General features: G+C 69.0%; 35 protein-coding genes and 1 pseudogene. 30 read left to right on the top strand and 6 right to left on the bottom strand.

What is annotated here, in order from left to right:
• Positions 1-4: 4 nt before the first annotated feature.
• Positions 5-2,821, bottom strand: coding sequence for a poly(A) polymerase (locus ACZ43N_RS24555; protein ID WP_468100371.1), 2,817 nt, complete (start codon positions 2,819-2,821; stop codon positions 5-7).
• 4 nt (positions 2,822-2,825) lie between these two features.
• On the bottom strand, positions 2,826-4,550 hold the full coding sequence (locus tag ACZ43N_RS24550; protein ID WP_468100369.1) for an RNA ligase family protein: 1,725 nt from the start codon (positions 4,548-4,550) through the stop codon (positions 2,826-2,828).
• A 318-nt stretch (positions 4,551-4,868) separates the two neighbouring features.
• Between ACZ43N_RS24550 and ACZ43N_RS24545 the strand changes: the two genes are divergently transcribed.
• A complete protein-coding gene (locus ACZ43N_RS24545; RefSeq protein WP_468100368.1) occupies positions 4,869-5,594 on the top strand; it encodes a YoaK family protein in 726 nt (241 codons plus the stop codon).
• A gap of 22 nt (positions 5,595-5,616) precedes the next feature.
• On the opposite strand, the gene ACZ43N_RS24540 is transcribed toward ACZ43N_RS24545, so the two are convergent.
• Genes ACZ43N_RS24540 through ACZ43N_RS24525 form a run of 4 tightly spaced genes read right to left on the bottom strand, consistent with a single transcriptional unit; the run spans position 5,617 to position 9,354 of the window.
• On the bottom strand, positions 5,617-6,660 hold the full coding sequence (locus tag ACZ43N_RS24540) for a YrhB domain-containing protein (protein WP_468100366.1): 1,044 nt from the start codon (positions 6,658-6,660) through the stop codon (positions 5,617-5,619).
• 4 nt (positions 6,661-6,664) lie between these two features.
• Positions 6,665-8,191, bottom strand: a complete 1,527-nt coding sequence (locus ACZ43N_RS24535; protein WP_468100365.1) for a putative T7SS-secreted protein — start codon at positions 8,189-8,191, stop codon at positions 6,665-6,667.
• Positions 8,192-8,212: 21 nt separating this feature from the next.
• Positions 8,213-9,028, bottom strand: coding sequence for a hypothetical protein (locus ACZ43N_RS24530; RefSeq protein WP_468100364.1), 816 nt, complete (start codon positions 9,026-9,028; stop codon positions 8,213-8,215).
• Positions 9,028-9,354, bottom strand: a complete 327-nt coding sequence (locus ACZ43N_RS24525) for a hypothetical protein (protein ID WP_468100362.1) — start codon at positions 9,352-9,354, stop codon at positions 9,028-9,030. Before ACZ43N_RS24525 ends, ACZ43N_RS24530 begins: the two co-directional genes overlap by 1 nt.
• Positions 9,355-9,929: 575 nt before the next feature.
• On the opposite strand from ACZ43N_RS24525, the gene rpsJ reads away from it, so the two are divergent.
• From rpsJ to ACZ43N_RS24380, 29 genes and pseudogenes are all read left to right on the top strand, one after another.
• Complete coding sequence (rpsJ, locus tag ACZ43N_RS24520) at positions 9,930-10,238, top strand: 30S ribosomal protein S10 (RefSeq protein ID WP_003948644.1); 309 nt, start codon at positions 9,930-9,932, stop codon at positions 10,236-10,238.
• A gap of 16 nt (positions 10,239-10,254) precedes the next feature.
• On the top strand, positions 10,255-10,899 hold the full coding sequence (gene rplC, locus ACZ43N_RS24515) for a 50S ribosomal protein L3 (RefSeq protein WP_103781446.1): 645 nt from the start codon (positions 10,255-10,257) through the stop codon (positions 10,897-10,899).
• A gap of 7 nt (positions 10,900-10,906) precedes the next feature.
• Positions 10,907-11,566, top strand: a complete 660-nt coding sequence (gene rplD, locus ACZ43N_RS24510) for a 50S ribosomal protein L4 (RefSeq protein WP_468100360.1) — start codon at positions 10,907-10,909, stop codon at positions 11,564-11,566.
• Positions 11,566-11,985 carry a 50S ribosomal protein L23 gene (gene rplW / locus ACZ43N_RS24505; RefSeq protein WP_468074815.1) on the top strand — a complete coding sequence of 140 codons (420 nt, stop codon included), beginning with the start codon at positions 11,566-11,568 and terminating at the stop codon, positions 11,983-11,985. Before rplD ends, rplW begins: the two co-directional genes overlap by 1 nt.
• A 49-nt stretch (positions 11,986-12,034) precedes the next feature.
• Positions 12,035-12,871 (top strand): 50S ribosomal protein L2, encoded by an 837-nt coding sequence (gene rplB / locus ACZ43N_RS24500; RefSeq protein ID WP_055517283.1) that lies wholly within the window; start codon positions 12,035-12,037, stop codon positions 12,869-12,871.
• 12 nt (positions 12,872-12,883) lie between these two features.
• Complete coding sequence (gene rpsS, locus ACZ43N_RS24495) at positions 12,884-13,165, top strand: 30S ribosomal protein S19 (RefSeq protein WP_004984529.1); 282 nt, start codon at positions 12,884-12,886, stop codon at positions 13,163-13,165.
• Between the two features lie 43 nt (positions 13,166-13,208).
• Positions 13,209-13,556: a 50S ribosomal protein L22 gene (gene rplV / locus ACZ43N_RS24490; RefSeq protein WP_055517281.1), complete on the top strand. Its 348-nt coding sequence runs from the start codon at positions 13,209-13,211 to the stop codon at positions 13,554-13,556.
• Positions 13,556-14,389: a 30S ribosomal protein S3 gene (gene rpsC / locus ACZ43N_RS24485; protein WP_468100358.1), complete on the top strand. Its 834-nt coding sequence runs from the start codon at positions 13,556-13,558 to the stop codon at positions 14,387-14,389. Before rplV ends, rpsC begins: the two co-directional genes overlap by 1 nt.
• Positions 14,390-14,394: 5 nt before the next feature.
• Positions 14,395-14,814, top strand: a complete 420-nt coding sequence (gene rplP, locus ACZ43N_RS24480; protein ID WP_055710749.1) for a 50S ribosomal protein L16 — start codon at positions 14,395-14,397, stop codon at positions 14,812-14,814.
• Positions 14,814-15,038, top strand: a complete 225-nt coding sequence (rpmC, locus tag ACZ43N_RS24475) for a 50S ribosomal protein L29 (protein ID WP_007494763.1) — start codon at positions 14,814-14,816, stop codon at positions 15,036-15,038. The genes rplP and rpmC overlap by 1 nt, the downstream gene beginning before the upstream one ends.
• The gene (gene rpsQ, locus ACZ43N_RS24470; protein ID WP_006130775.1) at positions 15,038-15,325 is read left to right on the top strand and encodes a 30S ribosomal protein S17; all 288 of its coding nucleotides are present in this window, start codon (positions 15,038-15,040) and stop codon (positions 15,323-15,325) included. Before rpmC ends, rpsQ begins: the two co-directional genes overlap by 1 nt.
• 311 nt (positions 15,326-15,636) lie before the next feature.
• Positions 15,637-16,005 carry a 50S ribosomal protein L14 gene (gene rplN, locus ACZ43N_RS24465; RefSeq protein ID WP_003998823.1) on the top strand — a complete coding sequence of 123 codons (369 nt, stop codon included), beginning with the start codon at positions 15,637-15,639 and terminating at the stop codon, positions 16,003-16,005.
• A gap of 2 nt (positions 16,006-16,007) precedes the next feature.
• Positions 16,008-16,331: a 50S ribosomal protein L24 gene (gene rplX, locus ACZ43N_RS24460; RefSeq protein WP_010036713.1), complete on the top strand. Its 324-nt coding sequence runs from the start codon at positions 16,008-16,010 to the stop codon at positions 16,329-16,331.
• Positions 16,331-16,888, top strand: coding sequence for a 50S ribosomal protein L5 (gene rplE, locus ACZ43N_RS24455; protein ID WP_020135807.1), 558 nt, complete (start codon positions 16,331-16,333; stop codon positions 16,886-16,888). Before rplX ends, rplE begins: the two co-directional genes overlap by 1 nt.
• Before the next feature lie 5 nt (positions 16,889-16,893).
• Positions 16,894-17,079 carry a type Z 30S ribosomal protein S14 gene (locus ACZ43N_RS24450; protein ID WP_049567381.1) on the top strand — a complete coding sequence of 62 codons (186 nt, stop codon included), beginning with the start codon at positions 16,894-16,896 and terminating at the stop codon, positions 17,077-17,079.
• Between the two features lie 214 nt (positions 17,080-17,293).
• Entirely contained in the window at positions 17,294-17,692 is a 399-nt protein-coding gene (rpsH, locus tag ACZ43N_RS24445; protein WP_007384075.1) for a 30S ribosomal protein S8, read from the top strand.
• Between the two features lie 24 nt (positions 17,693-17,716).
• The gene (rplF, locus tag ACZ43N_RS24440; RefSeq protein ID WP_468074821.1) at positions 17,717-18,256 is read left to right on the top strand and encodes a 50S ribosomal protein L6; all 540 of its coding nucleotides are present in this window, start codon (positions 17,717-17,719) and stop codon (positions 18,254-18,256) included.
• A 3-nt stretch (positions 18,257-18,259) separates the two neighbouring features.
• Entirely contained in the window at positions 18,260-18,643 is a 384-nt protein-coding gene (gene rplR, locus ACZ43N_RS24435) for a 50S ribosomal protein L18 (RefSeq protein WP_468100356.1), read from the top strand.
• Positions 18,644-18,679: 36 nt separating this feature from the next.
• Positions 18,680-19,285 (top strand): 30S ribosomal protein S5, encoded by a 606-nt coding sequence (rpsE, locus tag ACZ43N_RS24430; protein ID WP_058923758.1) that lies wholly within the window; start codon positions 18,680-18,682, stop codon positions 19,283-19,285.
• Between the two features lie 2 nt (positions 19,286-19,287).
• On the top strand, positions 19,288-19,470 hold the full coding sequence (rpmD, locus tag ACZ43N_RS24425; protein ID WP_003974250.1) for a 50S ribosomal protein L30: 183 nt from the start codon (positions 19,288-19,290) through the stop codon (positions 19,468-19,470).
• 2 nt (positions 19,471-19,472) lie between these two features.
• The gene (rplO, locus tag ACZ43N_RS24420; RefSeq protein ID WP_055517269.1) at positions 19,473-19,928 is read left to right on the top strand and encodes a 50S ribosomal protein L15; all 456 of its coding nucleotides are present in this window, start codon (positions 19,473-19,475) and stop codon (positions 19,926-19,928) included.
• A gap of 526 nt (positions 19,929-20,454) precedes the next feature.
• Complete coding sequence (gene secY / locus ACZ43N_RS24415) at positions 20,455-21,768, top strand: preprotein translocase subunit SecY (RefSeq protein WP_468100354.1); 1,314 nt, start codon at positions 20,455-20,457, stop codon at positions 21,766-21,768.
• Positions 21,768-22,430 (top strand): adenylate kinase, encoded by a 663-nt coding sequence (locus ACZ43N_RS24410; RefSeq protein WP_468100353.1) that lies wholly within the window; start codon positions 21,768-21,770, stop codon positions 22,428-22,430. The genes secY and ACZ43N_RS24410 overlap by 1 nt, the downstream gene beginning before the upstream one ends.
• Before the next feature lie 180 nt (positions 22,431-22,610).
• Positions 22,611-23,447: a type I methionyl aminopeptidase gene (gene map / locus ACZ43N_RS24405; RefSeq protein ID WP_468100352.1), complete on the top strand. Its 837-nt coding sequence runs from the start codon at positions 22,611-22,613 to the stop codon at positions 23,445-23,447.
• 414 nt (positions 23,448-23,861) lie between these two features.
• A complete protein-coding gene (infA, locus tag ACZ43N_RS24400) occupies positions 23,862-24,083 on the top strand; it encodes a translation initiation factor IF-1 (RefSeq protein WP_003948620.1) in 222 nt (73 codons plus the stop codon).
• Positions 24,084-24,153: 70 nt separating this feature from the next.
• The gene (rpmJ, locus tag ACZ43N_RS24395; protein ID WP_003998809.1) at positions 24,154-24,267 is read left to right on the top strand and encodes a 50S ribosomal protein L36; all 114 of its coding nucleotides are present in this window, start codon (positions 24,154-24,156) and stop codon (positions 24,265-24,267) included.
• Positions 24,268-24,463: 196 nt separating this feature from the next.
• Entirely contained in the window at positions 24,464-24,844 is a 381-nt protein-coding gene (gene rpsM, locus ACZ43N_RS24390; protein WP_030571236.1) for a 30S ribosomal protein S13, read from the top strand.
• A 66-nt stretch (positions 24,845-24,910) separates the two neighbouring features.
• Entirely contained in the window at positions 24,911-25,315 is a 405-nt protein-coding gene (gene rpsK, locus ACZ43N_RS24385) for a 30S ribosomal protein S11 (RefSeq protein WP_003956432.1), read from the top strand.
• 200 nt (positions 25,316-25,515) lie between these two features.
• Positions 25,516-25,619: pseudogene (locus ACZ43N_RS24380) on the top strand (DNA-directed RNA polymerase subunit alpha); the annotation flags it as partial.

Below are 25,619 nucleotides of genomic sequence, written 5' to 3'. Positions count from 1 at the left end.
CACCTCAGGACAGGGTCGGGACCTCGCCCCCCTCGGCCCGTGTGAGCGTGACCCCCGCCAGGCCGCGTAGCCGGCGTTCCGCCACGGCGGTCAGCGTCTCGGCGGCCGGCGGGGTCGGACCCAGACCGATGGCGAAGCGGGCGGGGGCCGCGCCGAAGGGGCGGGGCCAGGCATGGCACCCGGGGGCCGCTTCGGCGAGGTCGGCGACCAGCGCCCGCATCCTGCCCCGTACCCGCCCCTCGTCCGCCCCCTCGCCCACCGTCACGATCGCCCATGCGGCGTGGCGACGGTGGAGCGGGGGAGGGGCCAGGAGTTCGGCCCACGCGTGTCCCTCTTCGAGCAACTCCCAGGCTCGGAACAGCTCCTGCGTGATCAGGTCACGCATGCCCGCCGTGACCTGATCCGTGCAGGGACGGACCGGGGGCGAGGGGGTGGCGATGGTGAGGGGGAGGCGAGAGCGCTCCGACCCGCCACCCACCGGCTCTCGCCAGTCCCACGCCGCCCACGTCGCGAAGAAGTGCCGCAGGAGGTCAGCCGGCGGCAGGTCACCGGCCTCGCGCGCCGTGCGGGCCGCCAGGACGGACCAGGCCAGGCCCGGCAGGCCGCCGAACGGTGCCGAGTCCAGGCCGCGGGCCTTCGCCCACGCCTTGACGCGCACAGCCAGCCGGGCGAAGGCCCCCCGGTGGGGGCCCACCGAGGCGAGCACCTCCTCGGCGTCGCTCACCGCGCTGAGCGCGATCGCCGCCGCCTCGCCCAGCTCGGCCCGGCGGTCCACCGCCTCGGCGGGGGCCAGTGAGCCGGTGGCCACGACCACCAGGTCCACGTCCAGCCCGCCGAGCCGCAGCCGCAGACCGGGCACGCGCGCCCCGACCACCTCCCGCACGTCGGTCGCCTCAGGGACGGCTTCCGTCAACTTCCCTGCCAGGTAGGAGAGTTCGAAAGGGCCAGGCAGTGCCGCCACCAGGTCCAGATCCGCCCCGGGCAGCGCGCAGCCCATGCGCCGCGAACCGACGACGTGCACGCCGCCGTCGGCAAGCGCGTCCCTGACGCGGCGGACGACCCGGTCGGCCACGGCGGCGTCGTCGGTCTCGTACCCGTAAGCCGGGGACCGGCTCTCCTCCCGTGCCCAGCGGACCTCGCCCGTGCCCAGCGACACTGTGCCCCTGACCCGCATCGGCTCGTCCCCGCGCCGGGACAGCAGGGCCAGTTCGCCGACACGGACCGGCATCGGCGCCAGCCGGGCCGCGCAGTCGGCGGCCAGGGCGTTCGGGTCGGTGGTGCGACCCAGGCTGAGGTGCGGGGTGAAGCCGTGGCGGCGGCCTCGGCAGCGGGGGAAGCGGCCCACCAGGGTGCGGTGCAGTTCGGCCCACGGTTCCTCGCCGGCCGCCGCCGGGTCGAGCCAGACGGTCGCGTCGTCCCGGTGACCGAACCAGTGCACGCCCTCCAGCCGGGCGTCGAACGCGGCCGTCGGCGCCGCGGCCAGCACGGCCGCCGCCTGCTCGAAGGCGTGTTCCGGTACGAAGCCGAAGAGCACGTTGACGTGCGGGGGCCAGCGGTGGATCTGCGGGTCGTGCTCCCGGCGGATGTCCTGCAACGGTGGCCACAGATCGTCGGGCGGCAGCCACGCCAGTGCCGTACGGGCCGTCGGCGTGATGTCGCAGACGTCGGCGGCGGGTACGGACGTGTTCCACGCCAGCTCGACCCGTACGCCGTAGTGGTCGGAGATGTGGAGCCCTTCCGCCGTGGGCCGGTCGCCGTACAGCTCGGCCCGGCACACGCGCAGACCGTCGCCCGCCGAGCGCAGAAGCACCCGGTCCAGCCGGGAGGCCCGGCCGCTCAGGGAGGAGATCGCGGCGAGGGGGTTGGCGCCGGGGTCGAAGGTCGGCGTCATGTCCCCGGGGCCGTGCGCCTCGCTCCACGCGTCCCGCATCCCGAGGGTGACCTGCGGTGTGTCACCGCCGTCGTTGAAGTCGCCCAGGAGGACCAGCTCGGCGTCCAGACCGGCCAAGCCCTCCGCGATACGGGAGAGTTCGGCCGTACGGCGACCGGCCCCGTCCTCGGAGTGGTCGCTGCTGAGGTGGGTCGCGGCCACGGCCAGCGGCCCGCCGTCCGTCTCCACGACCACGGCGGTCACCCCCTTGTGCGGGCCCAGTGCGTGATGCGCCGCCTCACGCACCGGCAGCCGGCTCAGGAGCAGCAGACCGCACTCGTCCACGTCACGCCCGCGCGGGTCCGTGCCGAACGTCCAGCCCGCCCGGAGCCAGGGCTCCCGCAGCAGCATGGCCAGCAGCTCCGCCTCGACCTCCTGCAGCGCGATCACATCGGCGTCGGCGTCGCGCAGCGCCCGCAGCAGCAACGGCCGCCGCCGGGCACTGTCGATGCGGTCGGCGTCGTACCGGTCCCAGAGGGTGTTCCAGGTCAGGACGTGTACGGCGCCGGTCGGCGCCGGCGAGCCGTTGTGCGGTTCGCGGGGGATGCCCGGGGCTGCCGGTGGCGCGGGCACCCAGTCCTCCTCCGCGTCGTCCCAGACGTGGGGCGTGCGAGGCGTGAAGAACGGTGCCCGCAGCCGTCGTGCCTCCCGGACGCGCCCGGCGTCCGTCGCGTCGATGCGGTCCACGCCCGTGGCCCGGTCCCACACCACCTCGCCGTCGGCCTCGACGAACAGCACCCGGTGCCACGGGATCTCGCCGCCCGGCACGAACGCGGGCAGCGGGACCCGCTTGGGATCGGCGCCCCGCTGCATCACGCCCAGCACGAAGCGGGCCGGGTCGAAGCGGGCGTCCCAGCGCACCCGGTGGTAGATCTCCTCGCTCGTACGCACGTTCTCAGACCTCTTCCTCCACGGTCCCACTCGCCCCGATGTACCAGGTGCGATGGGCGTCGCCCGGATACGGCGGGCTGAACCGGCGCACCTGCGCGGTGAGCACCTCCGGCGGCACCGGGTGCTCCCGGCGGGCGTTGCGCCGCACCAGCTCGTCCTCGTCGACGAGAACCACGGCGTGGGTGAGCAGGGCATCGTGGCGGTGGCCGACCGCGTGCACGAGCGAACGCTGCTGCCGGGTGAGCGACGTGGCGTCCCACACCACCGTCCCCCCGGCGGCCAGTGCCGCGTCCAGCCGGTCCAGACCGGCGCGCAGCACCTCCCCGTTGGCCCGCTGATCGGCGCGCGAACCCCGGGCCGCGCGCAGGTCGTCCAGCGAGACGTACACGTCCACGCCCGGCAGGTCCCGTGCGAACGTGCTCTTGCCGCTGCCCGCCGGCCCCACCAACTGGATCAGCTTCGGGAAGCTCCCCGAACGCCACCGCCAGGTCGCGGCCACGGCCTCCTCGGACACCGCGCGGCGCCGGCCGGCGGCACCGCTCCCGCCGCTTTCGCCGTCCCCCGCGATCGCGCTGATCCGCCCCCGCGCATACGCCTCCCGCGCCTCGGCCCGGCAGCGGACGGCCGCGTCGTCCGGCAGGTCGGCAAAGGCCCCCCGCAGCACGGCCCACTCCGGGCGGCCGATCTCCTCCGCGTGCAGCAGGGACCACTCCACCTGTTCCCGGGCCTCGCCCGTCTCCGCCGTGGCCCGGGCGACCGCGTGCAGCAGCCCGAGGTCGGCGGCATACGACATCCGCACCAGCCCCGCCCGCCGGTCCTCGTCCGGATACGGCCGGTGCAGCGCCGGGTGCAGCCCGACGAGATCCGCCACACGCCGTGCGAGCGGCAGGCCCACGGCCCCGGCGAGCCGCGCCGCGAGCCACCCCCGCTGCCCGTGCCGGGCGTGCAGCAGTGCGGCGAGGGCCCCGACGAGCCGGTCGTCCCCGGCGAACCCGGCCGCGCCGAACCGCGCCAGAGCCCCGGCGTCCCCTTGCCCCGGCAGTCCGGCCGCCTCCGCCAGCGTCTCCGCGTCGACACGGGCCCCCGAGCGGACGTCCCACAGGGCGGCCCGCGTCCCCAGCCCGTTCTCGACGACCGCCGCGTGCATCCAGTGCGTGTCCGTCCGGACGTGCCCGGCCCGTACCCACTTGGCCACGCGTGCCCCGAATTCCGCCGCGCCGAAGCCGTCCGCGACCCGGACGACGTACCCCTCCTGCCGCCCGAGGTCCAGCCGCAGCGCACGCAGCGCCCGCTCGTCGAACTCGCCCCGCCACAGCACCCGCGGCACCGGGATGCCCAGCCCGCGCAGAAAGCGGACCGTGCCGTCCCAGTCCAGGCAGCGGCCCTCGGTGTCCCACACCGAGAAGCCGTAGAACCAGCTCTCCAGGTCTTCGTACGCGAGTGAGTGCCGGGCGAACATGTTCTCCCCGCACACCCGCCAGCCCTCCGGGATGGACGGCCCGACCCGCGCCTGGAGCGCCTTGACCCAGGTGCGTGAGGGGTGGTGGGCGGAGTCGAGCGACCGGGCGTGGAGGCCGTCGGCGTACAGCGTCGTGTTCTCGCCGTCGAGTTTCTCGGTGACGACCACCTCGCGCCCGCGCAGCCCGGACAGGTCCGTGACCCGGAGATCGTCCGAGGTCGCGCCGGGGGACCAGGGCAGATGCCGGGTCCGCGGGTAGTGCGTACGCATGATGGATGTTCCCCCGCCCGATCGCCGTTCGGAACCTCCGACCAGCCGCCTGACCGCCGAGCCGGCGCGCCTGATCAGCGCCGGCGTGCCTGATCAGCGTAGGAGCGCGTGGCGACGGCGGGCCAACGGATTAACCGGTCTTAGAGCTCCGAACAAAAGGGGAGTCCGATCAGCTTGCGGCGTATGGTGCGTGCGATCGCAAGGCGCCGGAAGCTCCTCGTAGCGGAGCTACTAGGGGCTTTCGGCAACGCGGCGAGCGTGCGTGCCAGACGCCGCGAGCCGGGCTCCCCTTTTGTTCGGAGCTCTTAGGGTCCCGCCATGAAACCCAGAGCGGGTGTCGCACTCACCTCGGTGATGATGGTGCTCACGCTGACGACCGGCATGATCGAGGCCGTGAGCTTTCTCGTCCTGGGCCCGGTGTTCACCGCGGTGCAGACGGGAAACCTGCTCTTCCTCGCCTTCGCGGTCACCGGTGCCGCCGAACTGTCCCCGGCCGCGTCCGGTGTCTCCATCGCCGGTTTCGCGGTGGGCGCGGTGCTCGGTTCCCGGCTGGAGTCGGAGGTGGACCGGCGGGGCCGCCGCTGGTTCGTGGTCGCGCTGCTCACCGAGGCGGTGCTGCTGGGGCTGGGCGTCCTGGTCGTGTGGCGCGCCGGCATCCACCCGCCGACCGGGTCGAGCGAGCCGCTGACCGGCCGCTACTTCACGGTGATCGCGCTGGTGGCCGCGGCCATGGGCCTCCGCAACGTCACCACGCTCAGGGCGTCGGTCCCGGACGTGCCCACCACGCTCTCCACCCGCACTCTGACCGCCCTCCTCAGCGGCCTCCCGCCGACCGCCGACACCCGGATCGGCTCCGGCCCCCGCCACGAGGGCCGCCGTCTCGCGTCGGTCGGCGCGATGTTCACCGGTGGCATGCTGGGCGCCTGGCTCCTCGACGAGGCGGTGGACCCGGCGGTCGTCCTGCTCCTGCCCGCCGCGCTCGCCCTGTGCCTGGGCACGGCGCACTGGGCGACCCCGGCGGAGCGCACCTCGGTGCGGGGCTGAGCGCGCACGTGAGGAAGGGACTTCAGGCGGGAGGCCAGGCGCCCTTGGCACGCAACATCATGTAGGTCTCGGTGGGCGGGAAGGTCGGCGCGAGGTGGGCCTGCGTTCCGTCGCGGGGGACGACCACGACCGCGCTGAACGGGGCCAGGGCCGGGTCCCCCGTCTCGATGTGTTCCCTGAAGTCGAACCGAACGGTCCATCCGTAGGCGAATTCCACAGCGGTGTCCGGAAGCATGACGATGGAATCCGCCCGGTCCGGACAGCCCTCGCTCCTCAGAAAACCGGCTCCCGCCGCGACGGCCTCCTCCCTGGTCATCTTCCGCTCGGCTCCGCCGCGCCACCCCTTGCCCCGGACGACCGGCGGTGCGGCACCGGCCCGGTCCCGGTCCTGCCAGGTCCGGAGGACCGCCAGGGCGTAGGCGACGCGAATGTCCAGGCGTCGCGGGTCCACGTGAAAGGTCTTCTCACCGAGGCCCCGGAAATCCAGAGCCGTGCCGGTGCCCTTGACGCGCCAGCGGGTCCGGGTGGGCCGGAAACCGTATGTGTCCACCTCGCCGTTCAAGAAGTCGTACACCTTCATCACCAGCAGACACACAGCCCAGAGCGGGGACGTCGTCACGTAGAGGAACCAGGAGTACCAGGTGCCCTCCTCGCCGGTGACCGACAGCGGTGCGACCGTCGGCCGCGCGGACCAGCGGATCCGCCGCGGCCAGGGCAGCACCCGGCCGGCGCGGCGGGTGATCCTCGCCAGGACGGTCCCGTCGGCGGCGTGGACGTCGTGGGTGTCCGGAGCCACCGGGTGGACGGAGCACCACATCGCGTCGCTCGGCCCGTCGAAGATCCAGAAGGGCGAGGGGGTCCCGCGGACCCCCGGCAGCCCCGAGCGCGGCGCGAAGACCCTGGCCAGCGGGGCGTCCTGCGCACCACGCGCGGCCGGCAACCGGATCGTCGATGCCATCTCCGCGTCGGGCGGCAGCCCCAGCGAGAGCGGGTCGGCGACCGGGACGGGATGGTCCACGGAGACCCGGAACGAGAACGGCGCGTACGAGGTGGGGGTGTTGTGCACGGTGTCATCCCAACGGGGTGGCGTCCGCCAGGCGGCCGAGGACGTCGCCCGCCGACCGGCGGGCCTGGTCGATGTTCTCCTGGACCTTCTCCGACGCGTACTGCACGTCCTCGGTGACGAGCCGTACGCCCTCCTTCGCGAGGTTCGTCGAGCCGACGGCCACCTCGTAGCCGCGTGCCGTCCAGGACCGGGGGTCGATGTAGCGGCCGACCGTCTCGCCCGCGTCGTCGACGATCGGCCGTACGGAGTCCGCGAGCGCGGGGATGTGCTTCAGCGGGGTGTTCTCGATCAGGTCGGGCATCACCCGCTGGAAGGCCATGTCGGTGATCCGGGTGCCGTGCTTGTACAGGTTGAAATCACCGAACTCCTTGGCGACGGCGACCTTGAAGCGGTCCGCGAGGGTGTCCGCGGTGATGTGGATCGCATCCGCCTTGGTCCCGAAGAGGGTCCGCATCGCCCACTTCGCCTCGTCGGAGCCGAGCCTCGCGCTCTGCCCCACGTGCTGGACGATGTCCTCCGCACGCTTCCAGGAGTCGGCGGCCTTCGCTCCGAAGTCGATGACCTCCATGGGGATCTTGACGCCCGTGAACATCCCCTTGCCGACCTTGCCCAGCCGCAGCAGGTCGCCGAACGGGACGAAGCCCACGAGGTCCAGTCCGATATCCGTCCAGCTGCCTTTCTTCGCCCCGGCCGCCCAGCCGACACCGTGGAAGAGGAGAGCGCCGCCGTTGAGCACCATGCCGATGGCTTCGAACACGACGGCGCCGATGATGGTCTCGGAGAAGACGATCGCGAGGACGTCGCAGAGGGCGCTGGCGTAGCCGAGCCAGTCCCCGATCTCGTAGATCGTGTCCGCGTGCTTCTTGATCCAGTCCCAGAGGTCGTTCGCGAGGCCCTTGATCCGTTCGCCCAGGCCCTTGATCGCATCGACGATCATGTCCAGGAGGGACTCGTCCGGCGCGGCCTGTGACGCCTCGCGGATCAGACCGGCGGCGGCCCGCGCCGCCGCCCGATGGTCCTGCGACAGCTCCCGGGCCTTCCTGATGATCGCGTCCAGATCCTCCTGGGCCTCGTTCACCCGCCGTGTCGCCCTGTCGAGGCGGGACTGCGCGCTCCGCAGTTCCTCGTCCGTGTCGAAGAACCGGCCCGCCAGCCCCAGGTCCGGATCGTTCCGGGCCTCGTCCAGGTTCTTCCTGGCGATCTCGGCCTCGTGCTCGTGGTTCCGTGCCAGTTGCTGGAACTCCGTCAGCCGCGACTCCCAGGTACGCAGCGCGTGCGCCGCGTCCATGAACGAGTCATGTCCGTCCTTCAGGTACTTCGGCAGTACGCCGGTCTTCTCGGCGAAGGCGGACGCCGCTCGGCCCACCCACGCCCCGTCCGGCCGGCCGAGCCGCCTCAACGTCCCCTCGGTGTCGTGGAGCTGCCTGCCCGCGCCGCTGAGCGCCGTGACCAACAGGTGCACCGAGGCAGGGACACCTGGCGCGGGGTCGAAGCCGAGCGCGTCGTACGACTCCGTCGTCTGCGGGTTCATGGGGTGATCTCCTCGACGCGTTCAGTAGGAGCCGAAGGGGGAGGGGGGAGGGGAGGACGGGGCGGTCCGGTCCGCGGGCGCGGGCGCGGTCGCCTCCGCCTCGCCGAAGGCGACCGTGTCGGCGATGTCCGCGAGGATCGCCTGATAGCGGAAGAGGTCCTGGACGTCGGCGGTGCTCAGGGAGATCAGCAACAGCCGGTCCTCGCCGGGGAACGGCACCCACACCTCGATCCGTACGAAGAATCGTTCCTGTTCGCCTGCCGGGCCCTCTTCTCCGTCCGGCTCCGGGGCCTCTCCTCCCTCCGGCAGCCGCCACACCGCGCGGGACCCCGCGACATGGACCACTGCCGGCCCGGCCGGAAGGGACACCAGCTGGACCTCGCCGCCGTCGCCCGCCTTGTCCAGCGCCTCCGTGATGCCCGCGGCGGTGAGGTGCGGGTCGGGGTTGTCCAGGGCCCGCACGCTGACGGTGAGGGTGGCGCGGCTGACGCGCTCGGGCGGCTCGGAGCCGTCGGCGGTGCCGCCGATGGGGAAGACGCCGAGCGCGTTGTGGACGACGCCGCCCTCGATGAGGTTCCGCGCGTTCGCCGCGTACATGGCTGTGGTCAGCTTGCGCAGCGGTTCCAGGTCCTCGTCCTCGCCCCAGTAGTCGCGCGCGAACTGCCGTACGTCCGCGTCGAAGGCGCCCTCGTCGGCACCGAGGCCCAGCGGCACGGTGTGGAATTCCCGCTGCACCTGGAAGCGGACCGCAGCCGGCGCGTCGCCGGCGCCGGCGGCAACCGGGACGGCATCGGCGCCGGCCGTCCCCTGAACAGCCCTCTCGGCGGGAGCGCGCATCACCGGTCCCCGGCCCGCATGGACTTGTCGACGACCTTCACGGCCGACACCAGGCCGGTGACCTCGTCCTCCAGTTCCTGGAAGAGACGGCCCGACAGGGCGGCCTTCTCCGCGATGCCGCTCGTGGCGTCGGCTATCAGGCCGATGCCGTGGTCCCACTTGTCCTGGAAGTCGTCGCAGGCCTCCTCGAGGTCCGCGGAGCCGGCGCCCTTGGGGCCGATGTCCTTCATCCTCCGCATCGCGGACCGCATACCGTCCGCGCACTCGGCGAGATCGACGACGAGTCGGGCCAGTGCCTCGAACTCGACCTTGTAGTAGCCGGTCATGTCTGGTGGTGCTCCCCCGAAGAGTCCGTCGACCGACGATCCTCACACGATGGATTCCCGCCACGTGGCGCGGTTCCGGCCGCCGTCGCAAGGCGTGTACAGAACCTCCCCGGATCTCCCCGAACGCTCCACGTGCCCGCCCCGGATCCCGCCGATACCGTTCGGTGTTTGACCTTGGTCACTCTCGGGGTAACCTCTCCGGCTCGATTGGCGGAGCGCCTGCCCCATATGGCAGACTGTCGGAGTTGCTCGGTCGAGTGTTGATGCTGCACGCCTCCCGCCGGGGGGACCGGAAGCGAGTCCCACAGTACTCGTCGCTCTAACTGCCTCACGGCAGCGCTGGGGCGGACGTACGGGAATCTTCCGGGAAGTGTGGCGCGGCACCGGCCAGGCGCCCGGTGGGCCTCCGCCCCCGGTCCGCGGTTCCGGTAGGGCCGCGTTCCCGCGCAAGGGATGTTCGAACAAGGGACATCTGTGTCAGCGGAAGCGCGACACGCCCGACCGCGTGGGTCGGAGGACGGCACAAGGGAACACCGGGTTCCAGAGCGTTAGAGAGACAGGACTACTGAGTAGCCATGGCGGGACAGAAGATCCGCATCCGGCTCAAGGCCTACGACCACGAGGTCATCGACTCCTCGGCGAAGAAGATCGTCGAGACGGTGACCCGCACTGGTGCGTCGGTCGCGGGCCCGGTGCCGCTGCCCACTGAGAAGAACGTGTACTGCGTCATCAAGTCGCCGCACAAGTACAAGGACTCGCGCGAGCACTTCGAGATGCGCACGCACAAGCGCCTGATCGACATTCTCGACCCCACCCCCAAGACCGTTGACTCTCTGATGCGACTCGACCTCCCGGCCGGTGTCGACATCGAGATCAAGCTCTGAGGGCGGTGATCTGAGAATGGCTAAGCAGATCAAGGGCATCCTGGGCGAGAAGCTCGGCATGACGCAGGTGTGGGACGAGAACAACCGTGTTGTTCCGGTCACCGTCGTCAAGGCCGGCCCCAACGTCGTGACCCAGGTTCGTACCAACGACGTCGACGGCTACGAGTCGGTCCAGATCGCCTTCGGCGAGATCGACCCGCGCAAGGTGAACAAGCCCCTCAAGGGCCACTTCGCCAAGGCCGACGTCACCCCCCGTCGCCACCTCGTCGAGATCCGCACCGCGGACGCCTCCGAGTACACGCTGGGCCAGGAGATCACCGCTGAGGTGTTCGAGGCCGGCGTGAAGGTCGACGTCACCGGCAAGAGCAAGGGCAAGGGCTTCGCCGGTGTCATGAAGCGTCACAACTTCGGTGGCCTCGGCGCCGGTCACGGCACCCAGCGCAAGCACCGCTCGCCCGGTTCCATCGGTGGCTGCGCCACCCCGGGCCGTGTGTTCAAGGGCCTCCGCATGGCGGGTCGCATGGGCAACGAGCGGGTCACCACCCAGAACCTGACCGTCCACGCCGTTGACGCGGAGAAGGGTCTGCTGCTCATCAAGGGCGCGGTTCCCGGTCCGAACGGCGGCCTCGTCCTGGTCCGCACCGCGGCCAAGGGGGCCTGAGGTACCGATGAGCACTGTTGACATCCTTTCGCCTGCCGGCGAGAAGACCGGAAGCGTCGAGCTCCCCGCGGAGATCTTCGGCGTGGAGAAGGTCAGCATCCCGCTGATCCACCAGGTCGTCGTCGCGCAGAACGCGGCTGCCCGTCAGGGCACGCACAAGACCAAGACCCGCGGCGAGGTTCGTGGTGGCGGTAAGAAGCCTTACCGTCAGAAGGGCACCGGCCGTGCGCGCCAGGGCTCGACCCGCGCGCCTCAGTTCGCCGGTGGTGGCGTCGTGCACGGTCCCGTGCCGCGTGACTACTCGCAGCGGACCCCCAAGAAGATGAAGGCCGCGGCCCTGCGCCACGCCCTCACCGACCGGGCCCGCCACAACCGCATCCACGTCGTCTCCGGCGTGATCGAGGGCGAGACCCCGTCCACCAAGGCCGCCAAGAGCCTGTTCGGCAAGATCTCGGAGCGCAAGAACCTGCTCCTGGTCGCCGAGCGCTCCGACGAGGCCGCGTGGCTCTCCGCCCGTAACCTGCCCCAGGTCCACATCCTGGAGCCGGGCCAGCTGAACACGTACGACGTGATCGTCTCGGACGATGTGGTCTTCACCCAGGCCGCCCTGGAGTCCTTCGTGTCCGGCCCGAACAAGGCCAACGACACCGAAGGGAGCGAGGCCTGATGGCTACGCGTCACCCGAGCATTGCCTCCAAGGCTGCGAAGGCCGCCAAGGCCGCGCGCGTCGCCAAGGCGCGCCGCCACGCCACCGAGGGCAAGAACACCGTCGTCACCCCGGCGAGCAAGGCGTACACGGACCCCCGTGACGTCCTGATCAAGCCGGTCGTGTCCGAGAAGAGCTACGCGCTCCTCGACGAGAACAAGTACACGTTCATCGTCGACCCGCGGGCCAACAAGACCCAGATCAAGGAGGCCGTGCAGTCGGTCTTCTCGGTCAAGGTCACCGGGGTCAACACGATCAACCGCCAGGGCAAGCGCAAGCGGACCCGCACGGGCTTCGGCAAGCGTGCCGACAGCAAGCGCGCGATCGTGACCCTCGCTGAGGGCGACCGTATCGACATCTTCGGCGGTCCGACCGCGTAAGCGGGTCGGAGCGTCCAGATAATCGGAAACTTCCGAGGACTGAGAGACAATGGGTATCCGCAAGTACAAGCCGACTACGCCGGGCCGCCGTGGCTCCAGCGTCGCCGACTTCGTCGAGATCACGCGGTCCACGCCGGAGAAGTCGCTGGTCCGCCCCCTGCACAGCAAGGGCGGCCGTAACAACGCCGGTCGTGTGACCGTTCGCCACCAGGGTGGCGGACACAAGCGCGCCTACCGAGTGATCGACTTCCGTCGTCACGACAAGGACGGCGTGCCGGCGAAGGTCGCGCACATCGAGTACGACCCCAACCGCACCGCGCGCATCGCGCTGCTGCACTACGCCGACGGCGAGAAGCGCTACATCCTCGCCCCGCGCAACCTGCAGCAGGGTGACCGCGTCGAGAACGGTCCCGGGGCCGACATCAAGCCGGGCAACAACCTGGCCCTCCGCAACATCCCGGTCGGTACCACGATCCACGCGATCGAGCTCCGTCCCGGTGGCGGTGCCAAGTTCGCCCGCTCCGCCGGTGCCTCCGTGCAGCTGCTCGCGAAGGAGGGCGCCTACGCCCACCTCCGCATGCCCTCCGGTGAGATCCGCCTGGTCGACGTGCGCTGCCGCGCCACCGTCGGCGAGGTCGGCAACGCCGAGCAGAGCAACATCAACTGGGGCAAGGCCGGCCGCAAGCGCTGGCTGGGCGTCCGCCCGACCGTTCGCGGTGTGGCGATGAACCCGGTTGACCACCCCCACGGTGGTGGTGAGGGCAAGACCTCCGGTGGTCGCCACCCGGTCAGCCCCTGGGGTCAGAAGGAAGGTCGTACTCGTTCGCCCAAGAAGGCGTCGAACAAGTACATCGTCCGCCGCCGCAAGACGAACAAGAAGCGCTAGGAGCGGGTTTAGATGCCGCGCAGTCTCAAGAAGGGGCCCTTCGTCGACGACCACCTGATCAAGAAGGTGGACGCCCAGAACGAAGCCGGCACCAAGAACGTCATCAAGACCTGGTCCCGTCGCTCGATGATCGTCCCGGCCATGCTCGGCCACACGATCGCGGTGCACAACGGCAAGACCCACATCCCGGTGTTCGTCACCGAGTCGATGGTCGGCCACAAGCTCGGCGAGTTCTCGCCGACGCGCACCTTCCGGGGTCACGTCAAGGAAGACCGGAAGTCGAAGCGCCGCTAGTAGCGGATCGCATTCAGACACGTAAGTAACTGAAGGGACAACCATGGAAGCCAGGGCCCAGGCGCGGTACATCCGCGTCACGCCCATGAAGGCCCGCCGCGTGGTGGACCTTATCCGTGGCATGGACGCCACGGAGGCTCAGGCGGTCCTGCGATTCGCTCCGCAGGCCGCCTCCGTGCCCGTCGGCAAGGTGCTCGACAGCGCCATTGCCAACGCCGCGCACAACTACGACCACACGGACGCCAACTCGCTGTTCATCAGCGAGGCGTACGTCGACGAGGGTCCGACCCTGAAGCGGTTCCGGCCGCGCGCCCAGGGCCGTGCCTACCGGATCCGCAAGCGGACCAGCCACATCACCGTGGTCGTCAGCAGCAAGGAAGGAACCCGGTAATGGGCCAGAAGGTTAACCCGCATGGGTTCCGGCTCGGTGTCACCACGGACTTCAAGTCCCGGTGGTACGCCGACAAGCTGTACAAGGACTACGTCAAGGAAGACGTCGCCATCCGTCGGATGCTGACGTCCGGCATGGAGCGCGCCGGTATCTCCAAGGTGGAGATCGAGCGCACCCGTGACCGTGTCCGCGTCGACATCCACACCGCGCGTCCGGGCATCGTCATCGGCCGCCGCGGCGCGGAGGCCGACAAGATCCGCGGTCAGCTGGAGAAGCTGACGGGCAAGCAGGTCCAGCTGAACATCCTCGAGGTCAAGAACCCCGAGACCGACGCTCAGCTGGTTGCTCAGGCCGTCGCCGAGCAGCTGTCCTCCCGCGTCTCCTTCCGTCGGGCCATGCGCAAGAGCATGCAGTCCGCCATGAAGGCCGGCGCCAAGGGCATCAAGATCCAGTGCGGTGGCCGCCTCGGCGGCGCCGAGATGTCCCGCTCGGAGTTCTACCGCGAGGGCCGTGTGCCCCTGCACACGCTCCGCGCGAACGTGGACTACGGCTTCTTCGAGGCCAAGACGACCTTCGGCCGCATCGGTGTGAAGGTCTGGATCTACAAGGGCGACGTCAAGAACATCGCCGAGGTCCGCGCCGAGAACGCCGCTGCCCGTGCGGGTAACCGCCCGGCCCGCGGTGGTGCCGACCGCCCGGCCCGTGGTGGCCGCGGTGGCGAGCGGCGCGGTCGCAAGCCGCAGCAGGCTGCCGGCGCCGAGGCCCCCAAGACGGAGTCCTCGGCGGCTGCCGCCGCCACTGCTCCGTCTGAGAGCTCCGGAACGGAGGCCTGACCGACATGCTGATCCCCCGTAGGGTCAAGCACCGCAAGCAGCACCACCCCAAGCGCAACGGCGCTGCCAAGGGTGGCACGCAGGTTGCGTTCGGCGAGTACGGCATCCAGGCGCTCACCCCGGCGTATGTGACGAACCGCCAGATCGAGGCCGCTCGTATCGCCATGACGCGTCACATCAAGCGTGGTGGCAAGGTCTGGATCAACATCTACCCGGACCGTCCCCTCACCAAGAAGCCTGCCGAGACCCGCATGGGTTCCGGTAAGGGTTCTCCGGAGTGGTGGATCGCCAACGTCAAGCCCGGACGCGTGATGTTCGAGCTGTCGTACCCCAACGAGAAGATCGCCCGTGAGGCCCTGACTCGCGCCGCCCACAAGCTGCCGATGAAGTGCCGGATCGTCAAGCGCGAGGCAGGTGAAGCGTGATGTCGGCCGGTACCAAGGCGTCCGAGCTGCGCGAGCTGGGCAACGAGGAGCTTCTGGCGAAGCTCCGCGAGGCCAAGGAAGAGCTGTTCAACCTCCGCTTCCAGGCGGCGACCGGACAGCTCGAGAACCACGGCCGTCTGAAGGCGGTCCGCAAGGACATCGCGCGGATCTACACCCTGATGCGCGAGCGTGAGCTGGGCATCGAAACGGTGGAGAACGCCTGATGAGCGAGAACAACGTGACTGAGACGAACACTGAGGCGCGGGGCTTCCGCAAGACCCGTGAGGGCATCGTCGTCAGCGACAAGATGGACAAGACCGTCGTCGTCGCCGTCGAGGACCGCAAGAAGCACGCCCTGTACGGCAAGGTCATCCGCAGCACGAGCAAGCTCAAGGCGCACGACGAGCAGAACGCCGCCGGCGTCGGCGACCGCGTCCTCCTGATGGAGACCCGGCCGCTGTCCGCCACGAAGCACTGGCGCGTCGTCGAGATCCTCGAGAAGGCGAAGTAATCAAGCGGGGTTCGCCCCGCTGCCCCGCCGGGGGACCGGCCCAGGACTGCGGTCCGAGGGGTCGCTCCCGGCGCGGGTTTCGCCAGACCGAACAGAAGACCGCCGCCCGGCGAGCTCCGTGAAACGACTTACGGAGCCGCCGCCGGGAACCCGGCCGAGGTGCGTGAAGCACTCGCGCTCGTCGCGAGAGCCGCTCACCGCCCCCCGGCCGGTCCGGCACGTAATTCCTGCGGGGGTATCCCGGCAGGACGGTTCCGCCAGGCTCTCCGGCCAACTCCCGGAGGGAACCGGCAGACAATCAGGAGATAGACGTGATCCAGCAGGAGTCGCGACTGCGTGTCGCCGACAACACTGGTGCGAAGGAAATCCTTTGCATCCGTGTGCTCGGTGGCTCCGGTCGCCGCTACGCGGGCATCGGTGACGTCATCGTCGCCACCGTCAAGGACGCGATCCCCGGTGGCAACGTGAAGAAGGGTGACGTCGTCAAGGCGGTCATCGTTCGCACCGTCAAGGAGCGCCGCCGTCCGGACGGCTCGTACATCCGCTTCGACGAGAACGCCGCCGTCATTCTGAAGAACGACGGCGACCCTCGCGGCACCCGTATCTTCGGCCCCGTCGGCCGTGAGCTGCGCGAGAAGAAGTTCATGAAGATCATCTCGCTCGCGCCGGAGGTGCTGTAAGCATGAAGATCAAGAAGGGCGACCTGGTCCAGGTCATCACCGGTAAGGACAAGGGCAAGCAGGGCAAGGTCATCGCGGCCTTCCCCCGCGAGGACCGCGTCCTGGTCGAGGGTGTCAACCGGGTCAAGAAGCACACCAAGGCCGGTCCGACGGCTCGCGGTTCGCAGGCCGGCGGCATCGTCACCACCGAGGCGCCGATCCACGTCTCCAACGTCCAGCTGGTCGTGGAGAAGGACGGCAAGAAGGTCGTGACCCGCGTCGGTTACCGCTTCGACGACGAAGGCAACAAGATCCGCGTTGCCAAGCGGACGGGTGAGGACATCTGATGGCTACCACCACCACTCCGCGTCTGAAGACGAAGTACCGCGAGGAGATCGCGGGCAAGCTGCGTGACGAGTTCAAGTACGAGAACGTCATGCAGATCCCCGGCCTCGTCAAGATCGTGGTCAACATGGGTGTGGGCGACGCCGCCCGCGACTCCAAGCTGATCGAGGGCGCCATCCGCGACCTCACCACGATCACCGGTCAGAAGCCGGCCGTCACCAAGGCCCGCAAGTCCATCGCGCAGTTCAAGCTGCGTGAGGGCCAGCCGATCGGTGCCCACGTCACGCTCCGTGGCGACCGCATGTGGGAGTTCCTGGACCGCACCCTGTCGCTCGCGCTCCCGCGCATCCGCGACTTCCGCGGCCTGTCCCCCAAGCAGTTCGACGGCCGTGGCAACTACACCTTCGGTCTCACCGAGCAGGTCATGTTCCACGAGATCGACCAGGACAAGATCGACCGCACCCGGGGTATGGACATCACCGTGGTGACCACGGCGACCAACGACGCTGAGGGCCGCGCGCTCCTTCGTCACCTCGGCTTCCCCTTCAAGGAGGCGTGAGCGAGATGGCGAAGAAGGCACTGATCGCGAAGGCTGCCCGCAAGCCGAAGTTCGCCGTGCGCGGCTACACCCGCTGCCAGCGGTGTGGCCGTCCGCACTCCGTGTACCGCAAGTTCGGCCTGTGCCGCGTGTGCCTCCGTGAGATGGCTCACCGTGGCGAGCTGCCGGGCGTGACCAAGAGCTCCTGGTAATCCCGCCTTTTAGGGATTCCGGAAGCTCTCGGTAAGCACTGGGCGTGTCAGGCGCCCTCCCCTCCATGGCTTAGGCTGGGAGGGTTGGGCGCCTGACAGTCGCCCGTACGACTTACTACGCCGTAGGTCCACCGCGCCGCACCCGTCCCGTCTCGGATCGGGGAGAGGGATGGCGCACCAGGAAACCCCGGCGAGAGAGGCCGAAGGCCAATTCATGACCATGACTGATCCGATCGCAGACATGCTTACGCGTCTGCGGAACGCGAACTCGGCATACCACGACTCCGTGACGATGCCGGCATCGAAGATCAAGTCGCACATCGCGGAGATCCTCCAGCAGGAGGGCTTCATCACGGGCTGGAAGGTCGAGGACGCCGAGGTCGGCAAGAACCTCGTCCTGGAGCTGAAGTTCGGCCCCAACCGTGAGCGCTCCATCGCGGGCATCAAGCGGATCTCCAAGCCCGGTCTCCGGGTGTACGCGAAGTCCACCAACCTGCCCAAGGTGCTCGGCGGCCTCGGCGTGGCGATCATCTCCACGTCCCACGGGCTCCTCACCGACAAGCAGGCCGGCAAGAAGGGCGTGGGTGGGGAAGTCCTCGCCTACGTCTGGTAGCGGAAGGGAACGGAGGAAACAGCTATGTCGCGTATTGGCAAGCTCCCCATCACGGTTCCCGCCGGCGTGGACGTCACCATCGACGGCCAGACGGTCTCGGTCAAGGGCCCCAAGGGCACGCTGACCCACACCGTCGTGTCGCCGATCGAGATCGCCAAGGGTGAGGACGGCGTCCTGAACGTCACCCGCCCCAACGACGAGCGTCAGAGCAAGGCCCTGCACGGCCTGTCCCGCACGCTGGTGGCGAACATGATCACCGGCGTGACCCAGGGTTACGTGAAGAAGCTCGAGATCAGCGGTGTCGGTTACCGCGTGACCGCCAAGGGCTCGAACCTCGAGTTCGCGCTCGGCTACAGCCACCCGATCACCGTCGAGGCGCCCGAGGGCATCACCTTCAAGGTGGAGACCCCGACCCGCTTCCAGGTCGAGGGCATCGACAAGCAGAAGGTCGGCGAGGTTGCGGCCAACATCCGCAAGCTGCGCAAGCCCGACCCGTACAAGGCCAAGGGCGTCAAGTACGAGGGCGAAGTCATCCGCCGCAAGGTCGGAAAGGCGGGTAAGTAAGCCATGGCATACGGCACGAAGATCGCTAAGGGCGACGCTTACAAGCGTGCTGCCATCAAGCGGCGCCACATCCGTATCCGTAAGAAGGTCAACGGTACGGCTGAGCGTCCCCGCCTGGTCGTGACCCGCTCGAACCGCCACATCGTGGCCCAGGTGATCGACGACCTCAAGGGTCACACCCTTGCGTCGGCCTCCACTCTGGACGCGTCGATCCGTGGCAACGACGACGACAAGTCGGCGCAGGCCGGCAAGGTCGGCGCCCTGGTCGCCGAGCGTGCCAAGGCCGCTGGTGTCGAGGCCGTCGTGTTCGACCGTGGTGGTAACCGGTACGCGGGTCGCATCGCGGCCCTGGCCGACGCCGCCCGCGAAGCCGGGCTCAAGTTCTGAGCCGCTTGTAGCTAGCGGAAAGAGAGAGGTAATCCAATGGCTGGACCCCAGCGCCGCGGAAGCGGTGCCGGTGGCGGCGAGCGGCGGGACCGGAAGGGCCGTGACGGCGGCGCTGCTGCCGCCGAGAAGACCGCGTACGTTGAGCGCGTCGTCGCGATCAACCGCGTCGCCAAGGTTGTGAAGGGTGGTCGTCGCTTCAGCTTCACCGCGCTGGTCGTGGTGGGCGACGGTGACGGCACCGTGGGTGTCGGTTACGGCAAGGCCAAGGAGGTGCCGGCCGCCATCGCCAAGGGCGTTGAGGAGGCCAAGAAGCACTTCTTCAAGGTCCCCCGTATCCAGGGCACCATCCCGCACCCCATCCAGGGTGAGAAGGCTGCCGGCGTCGTGCTGCTGAAGCCCGCGTCCCCCGGTACCGGTGTTATCGCCGGTGGTCCGGTGCGTGCCGTGCTCGAGTGCGCCGGTATCCACGACGTGCTGTCGAAGTCGCTCGGCTCCGACAACGCGATCAACATCGTGCACGCGACCGTGGAGGCCCTGAAGGGCCTGCAGCGTCCCGAGGAGATCGCGGCCCGCCGTGGTCTGCCGCTCGAGGACGTCGCCCCCGCGGCTCTTCTCCGTGCGCGTGCCGGGGCGGGTGTGTGATCATGGCGCAGCTCAAGATCACGCAGGTCAAGTCCTACATCGGCAGCAAGCAGAACCACCGTGACACCCTGCGCTCCCTTGGTCTCAAGGGCATCAACACGCAGGTCGTCAAGGAGGACCGCCCCGAGTTCCGCGGCATGGTGCACACCGTCCGCCACCTCGTGACGGTCGAGGAGGTCGACTGATCATGGCGGAGAACAACCCGCTCAAGATCCACAACCTCCGTCCCGCCCCGGGCGCCAAGACCGCCAAGACCCGTGTCGGTCGTGGTGAGGCCTCGAAGGGTAAGACGGCGGGTCGTGGTACCAAGGGCACGAAGGCCCGCTACCAGGTTCCGGAGCGCTTCGAGGGTGGCCAGATGCCCCTCCACATGCGTCTCCCGAAGCTGAAGGGCTTCAAGAACCCGTTCAAGACCGAGTTCCAGGTCGTGAACCTCGACAAGCTGGCCGCGCTCTACCCCGAGGGTGGCGAGGTCACCGTCGAGGGTCTGGTGGCCAAGGGTGCCGTTCGCAAGAACAGCCTCGTCAAGGTCCTCGGCCAGGGCGAGATCTCCGTGGCGCTGCAGGTGACGGTCGACGCCGTCTCCGGCTCCGCCAAGGAGAAGATCACCGCCGCCGGCGGCAGCGTCACCGAGCTCATCTGAGCCCGGGCGGCCGCGCCGCGCAGCACGTACGAAGGCCGGGTGGTTCCCCTCACGGGGGGAGCCGCTCGGCCTTCGGCGTTCACCCGGCGCGAAATGGCCGCGGTCGGCCCTCCCGGCGCCGTCCGGCCGGGAACTCCGGCGGACGAGGATTCGTCGTACATCGTGGTGACTGTGCGGTAGCTTTCCGCGCGGCGAGTGCGGAGCCCGGCGAGTGATCTGTGCCGTTTCTTCCGGTTCGCCGTCGTGGTCGGTGACAGGGGGAGACGCTCGGCGGAAGATCCCGTCCGGTGTGCGGGGTTCGAACGCGTGACGGGATCCGGTGGACGGCGGGTGACCGCGAATTGCTCGCCGCGCAAGCGAACTTCACCTGGCTGCACAGGCACTGTTAGAGTCCGTGAGGTCCACCTGTGCCCGCGCGAGGAAAGCCGTTCGGTGTCGGGGTGGTAGAAAACATCGTTCGGCCCACCGGGCCCTGTTGAAACGACTAGTCCCTACCGCGCGCGTCGCGGGGGTCGCAGGAGGAACCGTGCTCACCGCGTTCGCCCGGGCGTTCAAGACGCCCGACCTGCGCAAGAAGCTGCTCTTCACGCTCGGCATCATCGTGATCTACCGGATCGGCACGCACGTCCCGATCCCCGGTATCGACTACACCGCTGTCCAGGCCTGCATCGATGCGCAGAAGTCCACCACGGGCCTCTTCGGTCTGGTCAACATGTTCAGTGGTGGTGCGCTGCTGCAGATCACGATCTTCGCGCTCGGCATCATGCCGTACATCACCGCGAGCATCATCCTGCAGCTGCTGACCGTGGTGATCCCGCGCCTCGAGGCCCTCAAGAAGGAGGGTCAGTCCGGTACGGCGAAGATCACGCAGTACACGCGGTACCTGACCGTGGCGCTGGCGATCCTTCAGGGCACCGGCCTGGTCGCCACGGCCCGCAGCGGTTCGCTCTTCCCGAACTGCCCGCAGGCCCAGCAGGTCGTGCCGGACCCGGCGATCTTCACCACCATCGTCATGGTCATCACGATGACCGCCGGCACGGCGCTCGTCATGTGGCTCGGTGAGCTCATCACCGACCGCGGCATCGGCAACGGCATGTCGATCCTGATGTTCATCTCGATCGCCGCCACCTTCCCGGCCGCGCTGTGGGCCATCAAGGAGCAGGGCGACCTGGCGGACGGCTGGATCGAGTTCGGCACCGTCATCGCGGTCGGCTTCGTGATGGTCGCGCTGGTGGTCTTCGTCGAGCAGGCCCAGCGCCGCATCCCGGTGCAGTACGCGAAGCGCATGATCGGCCGCCGGTCCTACGGCGGTACCTCGACGTACATCCCGCTGAAGGTGAACCAGGCGGGTGTGATCCCGGTCATCTTCGCGTCGTCGCTGCTCTACATCCCGGCGCTGATCGTCCAGTTCTCCGGATCGACGGCCGGCTGGGCCGCCTGGGTCACGAAGAACCTGGCGCAACCGGACGCACCGGTGCACATCACGATCTACTTCTTCCTGATCGTCTTCTTCGCCTTCTTCTACGTGGCCATCTCGTTCAACCCCGAGGAAGTCGCGGACAACATGAAGAAGTATGGTGGCTTCATCCCGGGCATCCGGGCTGGCCGACCGACCGCTGAGTACCTCTCCTATGTGCTCAACCGGATCACCTGGCCGGGTTCGCTGTACTTGGGTCTGATCGCTCTTGTGCCGACGATGGCGTTGGCCGGTTTCGGAGCGAACGCGAACTTCCCGTTCGGCGGTACCAGCATCCTCATCATCGTGGGTGTGGGTCTGGAGACGGTGAAGCAGATCGAGAGCCAGCTCCAGCAGCGCAATTACGAAGGGTTCCTCCGCTGATGCGAATCGTCCTCGTCGGGCCGCCGGGTGCGGGCAAGGGAACGCAGGCCGCGTTCCTCGCCAAGAACCTGTCCATCCCGCACATCTCCACGGGCGACCTGTTCCGGGCCAACATCAGCAAGCAGACGGAGCTCGGCAAACTCGCGAAGTCCTACATGGACAAGGGCGAACTGGTGCCGGACGAGGTCACCATCGCGATGGCCAAGGACCGCATGGAGCAGCCGGACGCCGTGGGCGGCTTCCTGCTCGACGGCTTCCCGCGCAACGTCTCGCAGGCCGAGGCGCTGGACGTGACGCTCCAGGAAGAGTCCATGACCCTGGACGCGGTGCTGGACCTCGAGGTCCCCGAGGAAGAGGTCGTCAAGCGGATCGCCGGCCGCCGCATCTGCCGGAACGACTCGGCGCACGTCTTCCACGTCACGTACAAGAAGCCCCAGCAGGACGGCGTGTGCGACGCCTGCGGCGGCGAGCTCTACCAGCGCGACGACGACTCCGAGGAGACCGTCCGCAAGCGCCTGGAGGTCTACCACACCCAGACCGAGCCGATCATCGACTACTACAAGGCCCAGGGCCTCGTGGTGACGATCTCGGCGCTCGGCAAGGTGGAAGAGGTCACCCAGCGCGCGATGGACGCGCTGAAGCGCGAGGACGACGGCCAGTAGCCGTCAGCGGTACGTCGGCCGCGGTGCCCGTCAGGGGCGCCGCGGCCGTACTGTTGTGTAGGCAACGCCGAGAACCCCGAGAACCCCGAGAACACCGAGAAGGACGAGCCGTGGGCCGAGGACGGTCCCAGCGGCACAGTGGACGCCCGACGGCGGAGAAGACGGAGAGCGCAGGACCCCATGGTGCAGATCAAGAGCCCCGAGCAGATCGCCAAGATGCGCGAGGCGGGGCTGGTCGTCGCCGCCATTCACGCGGCCACCCGTGAGGCGGCCGTGCCGGGCGCCTCCACGAAGGACCTCGACGACGTGGCCCGCAAGGTGCTCGCCGAGCACGGCGCGAAGTCGAACTTCCTCGGGTACGGCGGCTTCCCCGCGACCATCTGCACGTCGGTCAACGAGGTCGTCGTGCACGGCATCCCGAGCGACGACGTCGTCCTGAAGGACGGCGACATCATCTCCATCGACTGCGGCGCCATCGTCGACGGCTGGCACGGGGACGCCGCGTACACGGCGTTCGTGGGCTCGGGCCACGCTCCCGAGCTGATCGAGCTGTCGCGGGTCACCGAGGAGTCCATGTGGGCCGGGATCGCCGCGATGAGGCTGGGGAACCGGCTCGTCGACATCTCCCGCGCCATCGAGACGTACATCCGCCGGCAGCCGAAGCCGGGCGGCGGCAAGTACGGGATCGTCGAGGACTACGGCGGCCACGGCATCGGCACGGAGATGCACATGGACCCGCATCTGCTGAACTACGTCGAGCGGCGGCGCGGCAAGGGGCCGAAGCTGGTGCCGGGCTTCTGCCTGGCGATCGAGCCGATGGTGTCCCTGGGCACGCCGCGGACGGAGGTCCTCTCGGACGACTGGACCGTGGTGACGACGGACGGCACGTGGTCCTCGCACTGGGAGCACTCGGTGGCCCTGACCGAGCAGGGGCCCCTGGTGCTGACGGCACCCGACGGCGGCAAGGCGAAGCTGTCGGAGCACGGCATCACGGTGGCGCCCGACCCGCTCGCCTGAGGGCTGTCCCGTAATCCCCGGCGGGCGCACGACGCCGGCTACGGCACCTCGCCGCGTTGTCGGAACGTCCGCATACATCCAGGCGGATGCCCCTCCGCCTTGCGATGCTGCCCCACTGCCTGAACGGCGTGGGACGTGCCCCCGGCATCCGACGCCGTGCGCTGATCCACCGCGGATCACGGGACAACCCTTGGGTAACCCCACGCCGGCGGTCCAGGGCCCCTTCGACCGGCTTCCGGCCCGTCGAAGGGGCGCTGCCGTGCGGCGGAATAAGGATCATCCGGAGTGGGCAGTCATACCGAATTCGTGTTTCTGGTGGCGCTGACGTAGACTGACTCGTCGGCTCTCGTGTGCCCGTGTGTCCTCATGCGGTTGCGGAGAGTCGATCAAGGTAGTCGATTCGAAGGGCGAAGCGTGGCCAAGAAGCAAGGTGCCATCGAGATCGAGGGCACTGTCGTCGAGTCTCTGCCGAACGCCATGTTCAAGGTCGAGCTCCAGAACGGCCACCAGGTCCTGGCACACATCAGCGGCAAGATGCGCATGCACTACATCCGCATCCTCCCTGACGACCGGGTCGTGGTGGAGCTGTCTCCGTACGACCTGACGCGTGGCCGGATCGTCTACCGCTACAAGTAGATCTTGCCCGCACTCCGTGCCCCGGTCTCCGGGACGCGGGTGGTGGCACTGACCCGGAGAACCTCACCCAATGAAGGTCAAGCCGAGCGTCAAGAAGATCTGCGACAAGTGCAGGGTGATCCGCCGTCACGGTCGGGTCATGGTCATCTGCGAGAACCCGCGCCACAAGCAGCGCCAGGGCTGACGCACGTTCGACCGCTCCCTCTGCATCGATATCGCAGGGATTCGCGCGACGCGAGCTGAATATGTTCATACGCAGGGCCCAGGCGCCGAAGGTGCCTGACACCCCCGGTCGGAGGCCGGGGACCCGGTTCGTACCTGGTACGGCGGCCGGGAGCCGGTTCTGCGGAAGACCTCCGAAGATCACCAGGAGCCATTGAATGGCACGCGTTTCCGGTGTTGACATCCCGCGCGACAAGCGCGTGGAGGTCGCCCTCACCTACGTGTTCGGCATCGGCCGGACCCTCTCCCAGCAGACGCTGGCCGAGACCGGCATCGACCCGAACACCCGCGTTCGCGACCTCTCCGAGGAGCAGCTCGTCGCGATTCGTGAGTACGTCGACAACAACATCAAGACCGAGGGTGACCTCCGTCGCGAGATCCAGGCCGACATCCGCCGCAAGGTGGAGATCGGCTGCTACCAGGGTCTCCGTCACCGTCGCGGTCTGCCTGTCCGCGGTCAGCGCACCAGCACCAACGCTCGCACCCGCAAGGGCCCGCGTCGCGCCATCGCCGGTAAGAAGAAGCCGGGCAAGAAGTAGTCCACAGCGGACTTCGCCGTCCAGCGGTCTTCGCTGTAGGACCGACCACCTCCCGTAGGAGTACAGATGCCCCCCAAGGGTCGTCAGGGCGCTGCCAAGAAGGTGCGCCGCAAGGAAAAGAAGAACGTCGCTCACGGCCACGCGCACATCAAGAGCACGTTCAACAACACGATCGTCTCGATCACGGACCCCTCGGGCAACGTGATCTCCTGGGCCTCCGCCGGCCACGTCGGCTTCAAGGGCTCCCGGAAGTCCACGCCGTTCGCCGCGCAGATGGCCGCCGAGTCGGCCGCCCGTCGCGCGCAGGAGCACGGCATGCGCAAGGTCGACGTGTTCGTCAAGGGCCCGGGCTCGGGTCGTGAGACGGCCATCCGTTCGCTCCAGGCGACCGGTCTCGAGGTCGGCTCCATCCAGGACGTCACGCCCACCCCGCACAACGGCTGCCGTCCCCCGAAGCGTCGTCGCGTCTGACCTGGCGCTTCACGGGTTCGCTGACCCCCGGCGCTCGTTGGCCGGGGGTGTGGGGGTCGTCCCCCACAGGTAAACAGCCGGGCGGTACGACCCTTCGGGGGCGTATCGCCCGTACCCTTGCAGTACCTACGCTTTCCATGGCGTGGTTTCCGTCGGGCGTCAAATAGCGGGCGTCCACGACAGAAGGATCTGATCCACACATGCTGATCGCTCAGCGTCCCTCGTTGACCGAAGAGGTCGTCGACGAGTTCCGTTCCCGGTTCGTGATCGAGCCGCTGGAGCCGGGCTTCGGTTACACCCTCGG

The organism is Streptomyces sp. NPDC030814, assembly GCF_055572155.1.
Note: the sequence above shows the minus strand (reverse complement) of the source record. Positions and strands in the feature narration are given on the sequence as shown.

What these genes read in the sequence shown, in the direction of transcription:
- ACZ43N_RS24550 (WP_468100369.1), bottom strand. Translation starts at nt 4,550, where the DNA reads ATGCGTACGCACTACCCGCGGACCCGGCATCTGCCCTGGTCCCCCGGC.
- ACZ43N_RS24545 (WP_468100368.1), top strand. Translation starts at nt 4,869, where the DNA reads ATGAAACCCAGAGCGGGTGTCGCACTCACCTCGGTGATGATGGTGCTC.
- ACZ43N_RS24535 (WP_468100365.1), bottom strand. Translation starts at nt 8,191, where the DNA reads ATGAACCCGCAGACGACGGAGTCGTACGACGCGCTCGGCTTCGACCCC.
- ACZ43N_RS24530 (WP_468100364.1), bottom strand. Translation starts at nt 9,028, where the DNA reads ATGCGCGCTCCCGCCGAGAGGGCTGTTCAGGGGACGGCCGGCGCCGAT.
- ACZ43N_RS24525 (WP_468100362.1), bottom strand. Translation starts at nt 9,354, where the DNA reads ATGACCGGCTACTACAAGGTCGAGTTCGAGGCACTGGCCCGACTCGTC.
- rpsJ (WP_003948644.1), top strand. Translation starts at nt 9,930, where the DNA reads ATGGCGGGACAGAAGATCCGCATCCGGCTCAAGGCCTACGACCACGAG.
- rplC (WP_103781446.1), top strand. Translation starts at nt 10,255, where the DNA reads ATGGCTAAGCAGATCAAGGGCATCCTGGGCGAGAAGCTCGGCATGACG.
- rplD (WP_468100360.1), top strand. Translation starts at nt 10,907, where the DNA reads ATGAGCACTGTTGACATCCTTTCGCCTGCCGGCGAGAAGACCGGAAGC.
- rplW (WP_468074815.1), top strand. Translation starts at nt 11,566, where the DNA reads ATGGCTACGCGTCACCCGAGCATTGCCTCCAAGGCTGCGAAGGCCGCC.
- rplB (WP_055517283.1), top strand. Translation starts at nt 12,035, where the DNA reads ATGGGTATCCGCAAGTACAAGCCGACTACGCCGGGCCGCCGTGGCTCC.
- rpsS (WP_004984529.1), top strand. Translation starts at nt 12,884, where the DNA reads ATGCCGCGCAGTCTCAAGAAGGGGCCCTTCGTCGACGACCACCTGATC.
- rplV (WP_055517281.1), top strand. Translation starts at nt 13,209, where the DNA reads ATGGAAGCCAGGGCCCAGGCGCGGTACATCCGCGTCACGCCCATGAAG.
- rpsC (WP_468100358.1), top strand. Translation starts at nt 13,556, where the DNA reads ATGGGCCAGAAGGTTAACCCGCATGGGTTCCGGCTCGGTGTCACCACG.
- rplP (WP_055710749.1), top strand. Translation starts at nt 14,395, where the DNA reads ATGCTGATCCCCCGTAGGGTCAAGCACCGCAAGCAGCACCACCCCAAG.
- rpmC (WP_007494763.1), top strand. Translation starts at nt 14,814, where the DNA reads ATGTCGGCCGGTACCAAGGCGTCCGAGCTGCGCGAGCTGGGCAACGAG.
- rpsQ (WP_006130775.1), top strand. Translation starts at nt 15,038, where the DNA reads ATGAGCGAGAACAACGTGACTGAGACGAACACTGAGGCGCGGGGCTTC.
- rplX (WP_010036713.1), top strand. Translation starts at nt 16,008, where the DNA reads ATGAAGATCAAGAAGGGCGACCTGGTCCAGGTCATCACCGGTAAGGAC.
- rplE (WP_020135807.1), top strand. Translation starts at nt 16,331, where the DNA reads ATGGCTACCACCACCACTCCGCGTCTGAAGACGAAGTACCGCGAGGAG.
- ACZ43N_RS24450 (WP_049567381.1), top strand. Translation starts at nt 16,894, where the DNA reads ATGGCGAAGAAGGCACTGATCGCGAAGGCTGCCCGCAAGCCGAAGTTC.
- rpsH (WP_007384075.1), top strand. Translation starts at nt 17,294, where the DNA reads ATGACCATGACTGATCCGATCGCAGACATGCTTACGCGTCTGCGGAAC.
- rplF (WP_468074821.1), top strand. Translation starts at nt 17,717, where the DNA reads ATGTCGCGTATTGGCAAGCTCCCCATCACGGTTCCCGCCGGCGTGGAC.
- rplR (WP_468100356.1), top strand. Translation starts at nt 18,260, where the DNA reads ATGGCATACGGCACGAAGATCGCTAAGGGCGACGCTTACAAGCGTGCT.
- rpsE (WP_058923758.1), top strand. Translation starts at nt 18,680, where the DNA reads ATGGCTGGACCCCAGCGCCGCGGAAGCGGTGCCGGTGGCGGCGAGCGG.
- rpmD (WP_003974250.1), top strand. Translation starts at nt 19,288, where the DNA reads ATGGCGCAGCTCAAGATCACGCAGGTCAAGTCCTACATCGGCAGCAAG.
- rplO (WP_055517269.1), top strand. Translation starts at nt 19,473, where the DNA reads ATGGCGGAGAACAACCCGCTCAAGATCCACAACCTCCGTCCCGCCCCG.
- ACZ43N_RS24410 (WP_468100353.1), top strand. Translation starts at nt 21,768, where the DNA reads ATGCGAATCGTCCTCGTCGGGCCGCCGGGTGCGGGCAAGGGAACGCAG.
- map (WP_468100352.1), top strand. Translation starts at nt 22,611, where the DNA reads ATGGTGCAGATCAAGAGCCCCGAGCAGATCGCCAAGATGCGCGAGGCG.
- rpmJ (WP_003998809.1), top strand. Translation starts at nt 24,154, where the DNA reads ATGAAGGTCAAGCCGAGCGTCAAGAAGATCTGCGACAAGTGCAGGGTG.
- rpsM (WP_030571236.1), top strand. Translation starts at nt 24,464, where the DNA reads ATGGCACGCGTTTCCGGTGTTGACATCCCGCGCGACAAGCGCGTGGAG.
- rpsK (WP_003956432.1), top strand. Translation starts at nt 24,911, where the DNA reads ATGCCCCCCAAGGGTCGTCAGGGCGCTGCCAAGAAGGTGCGCCGCAAG.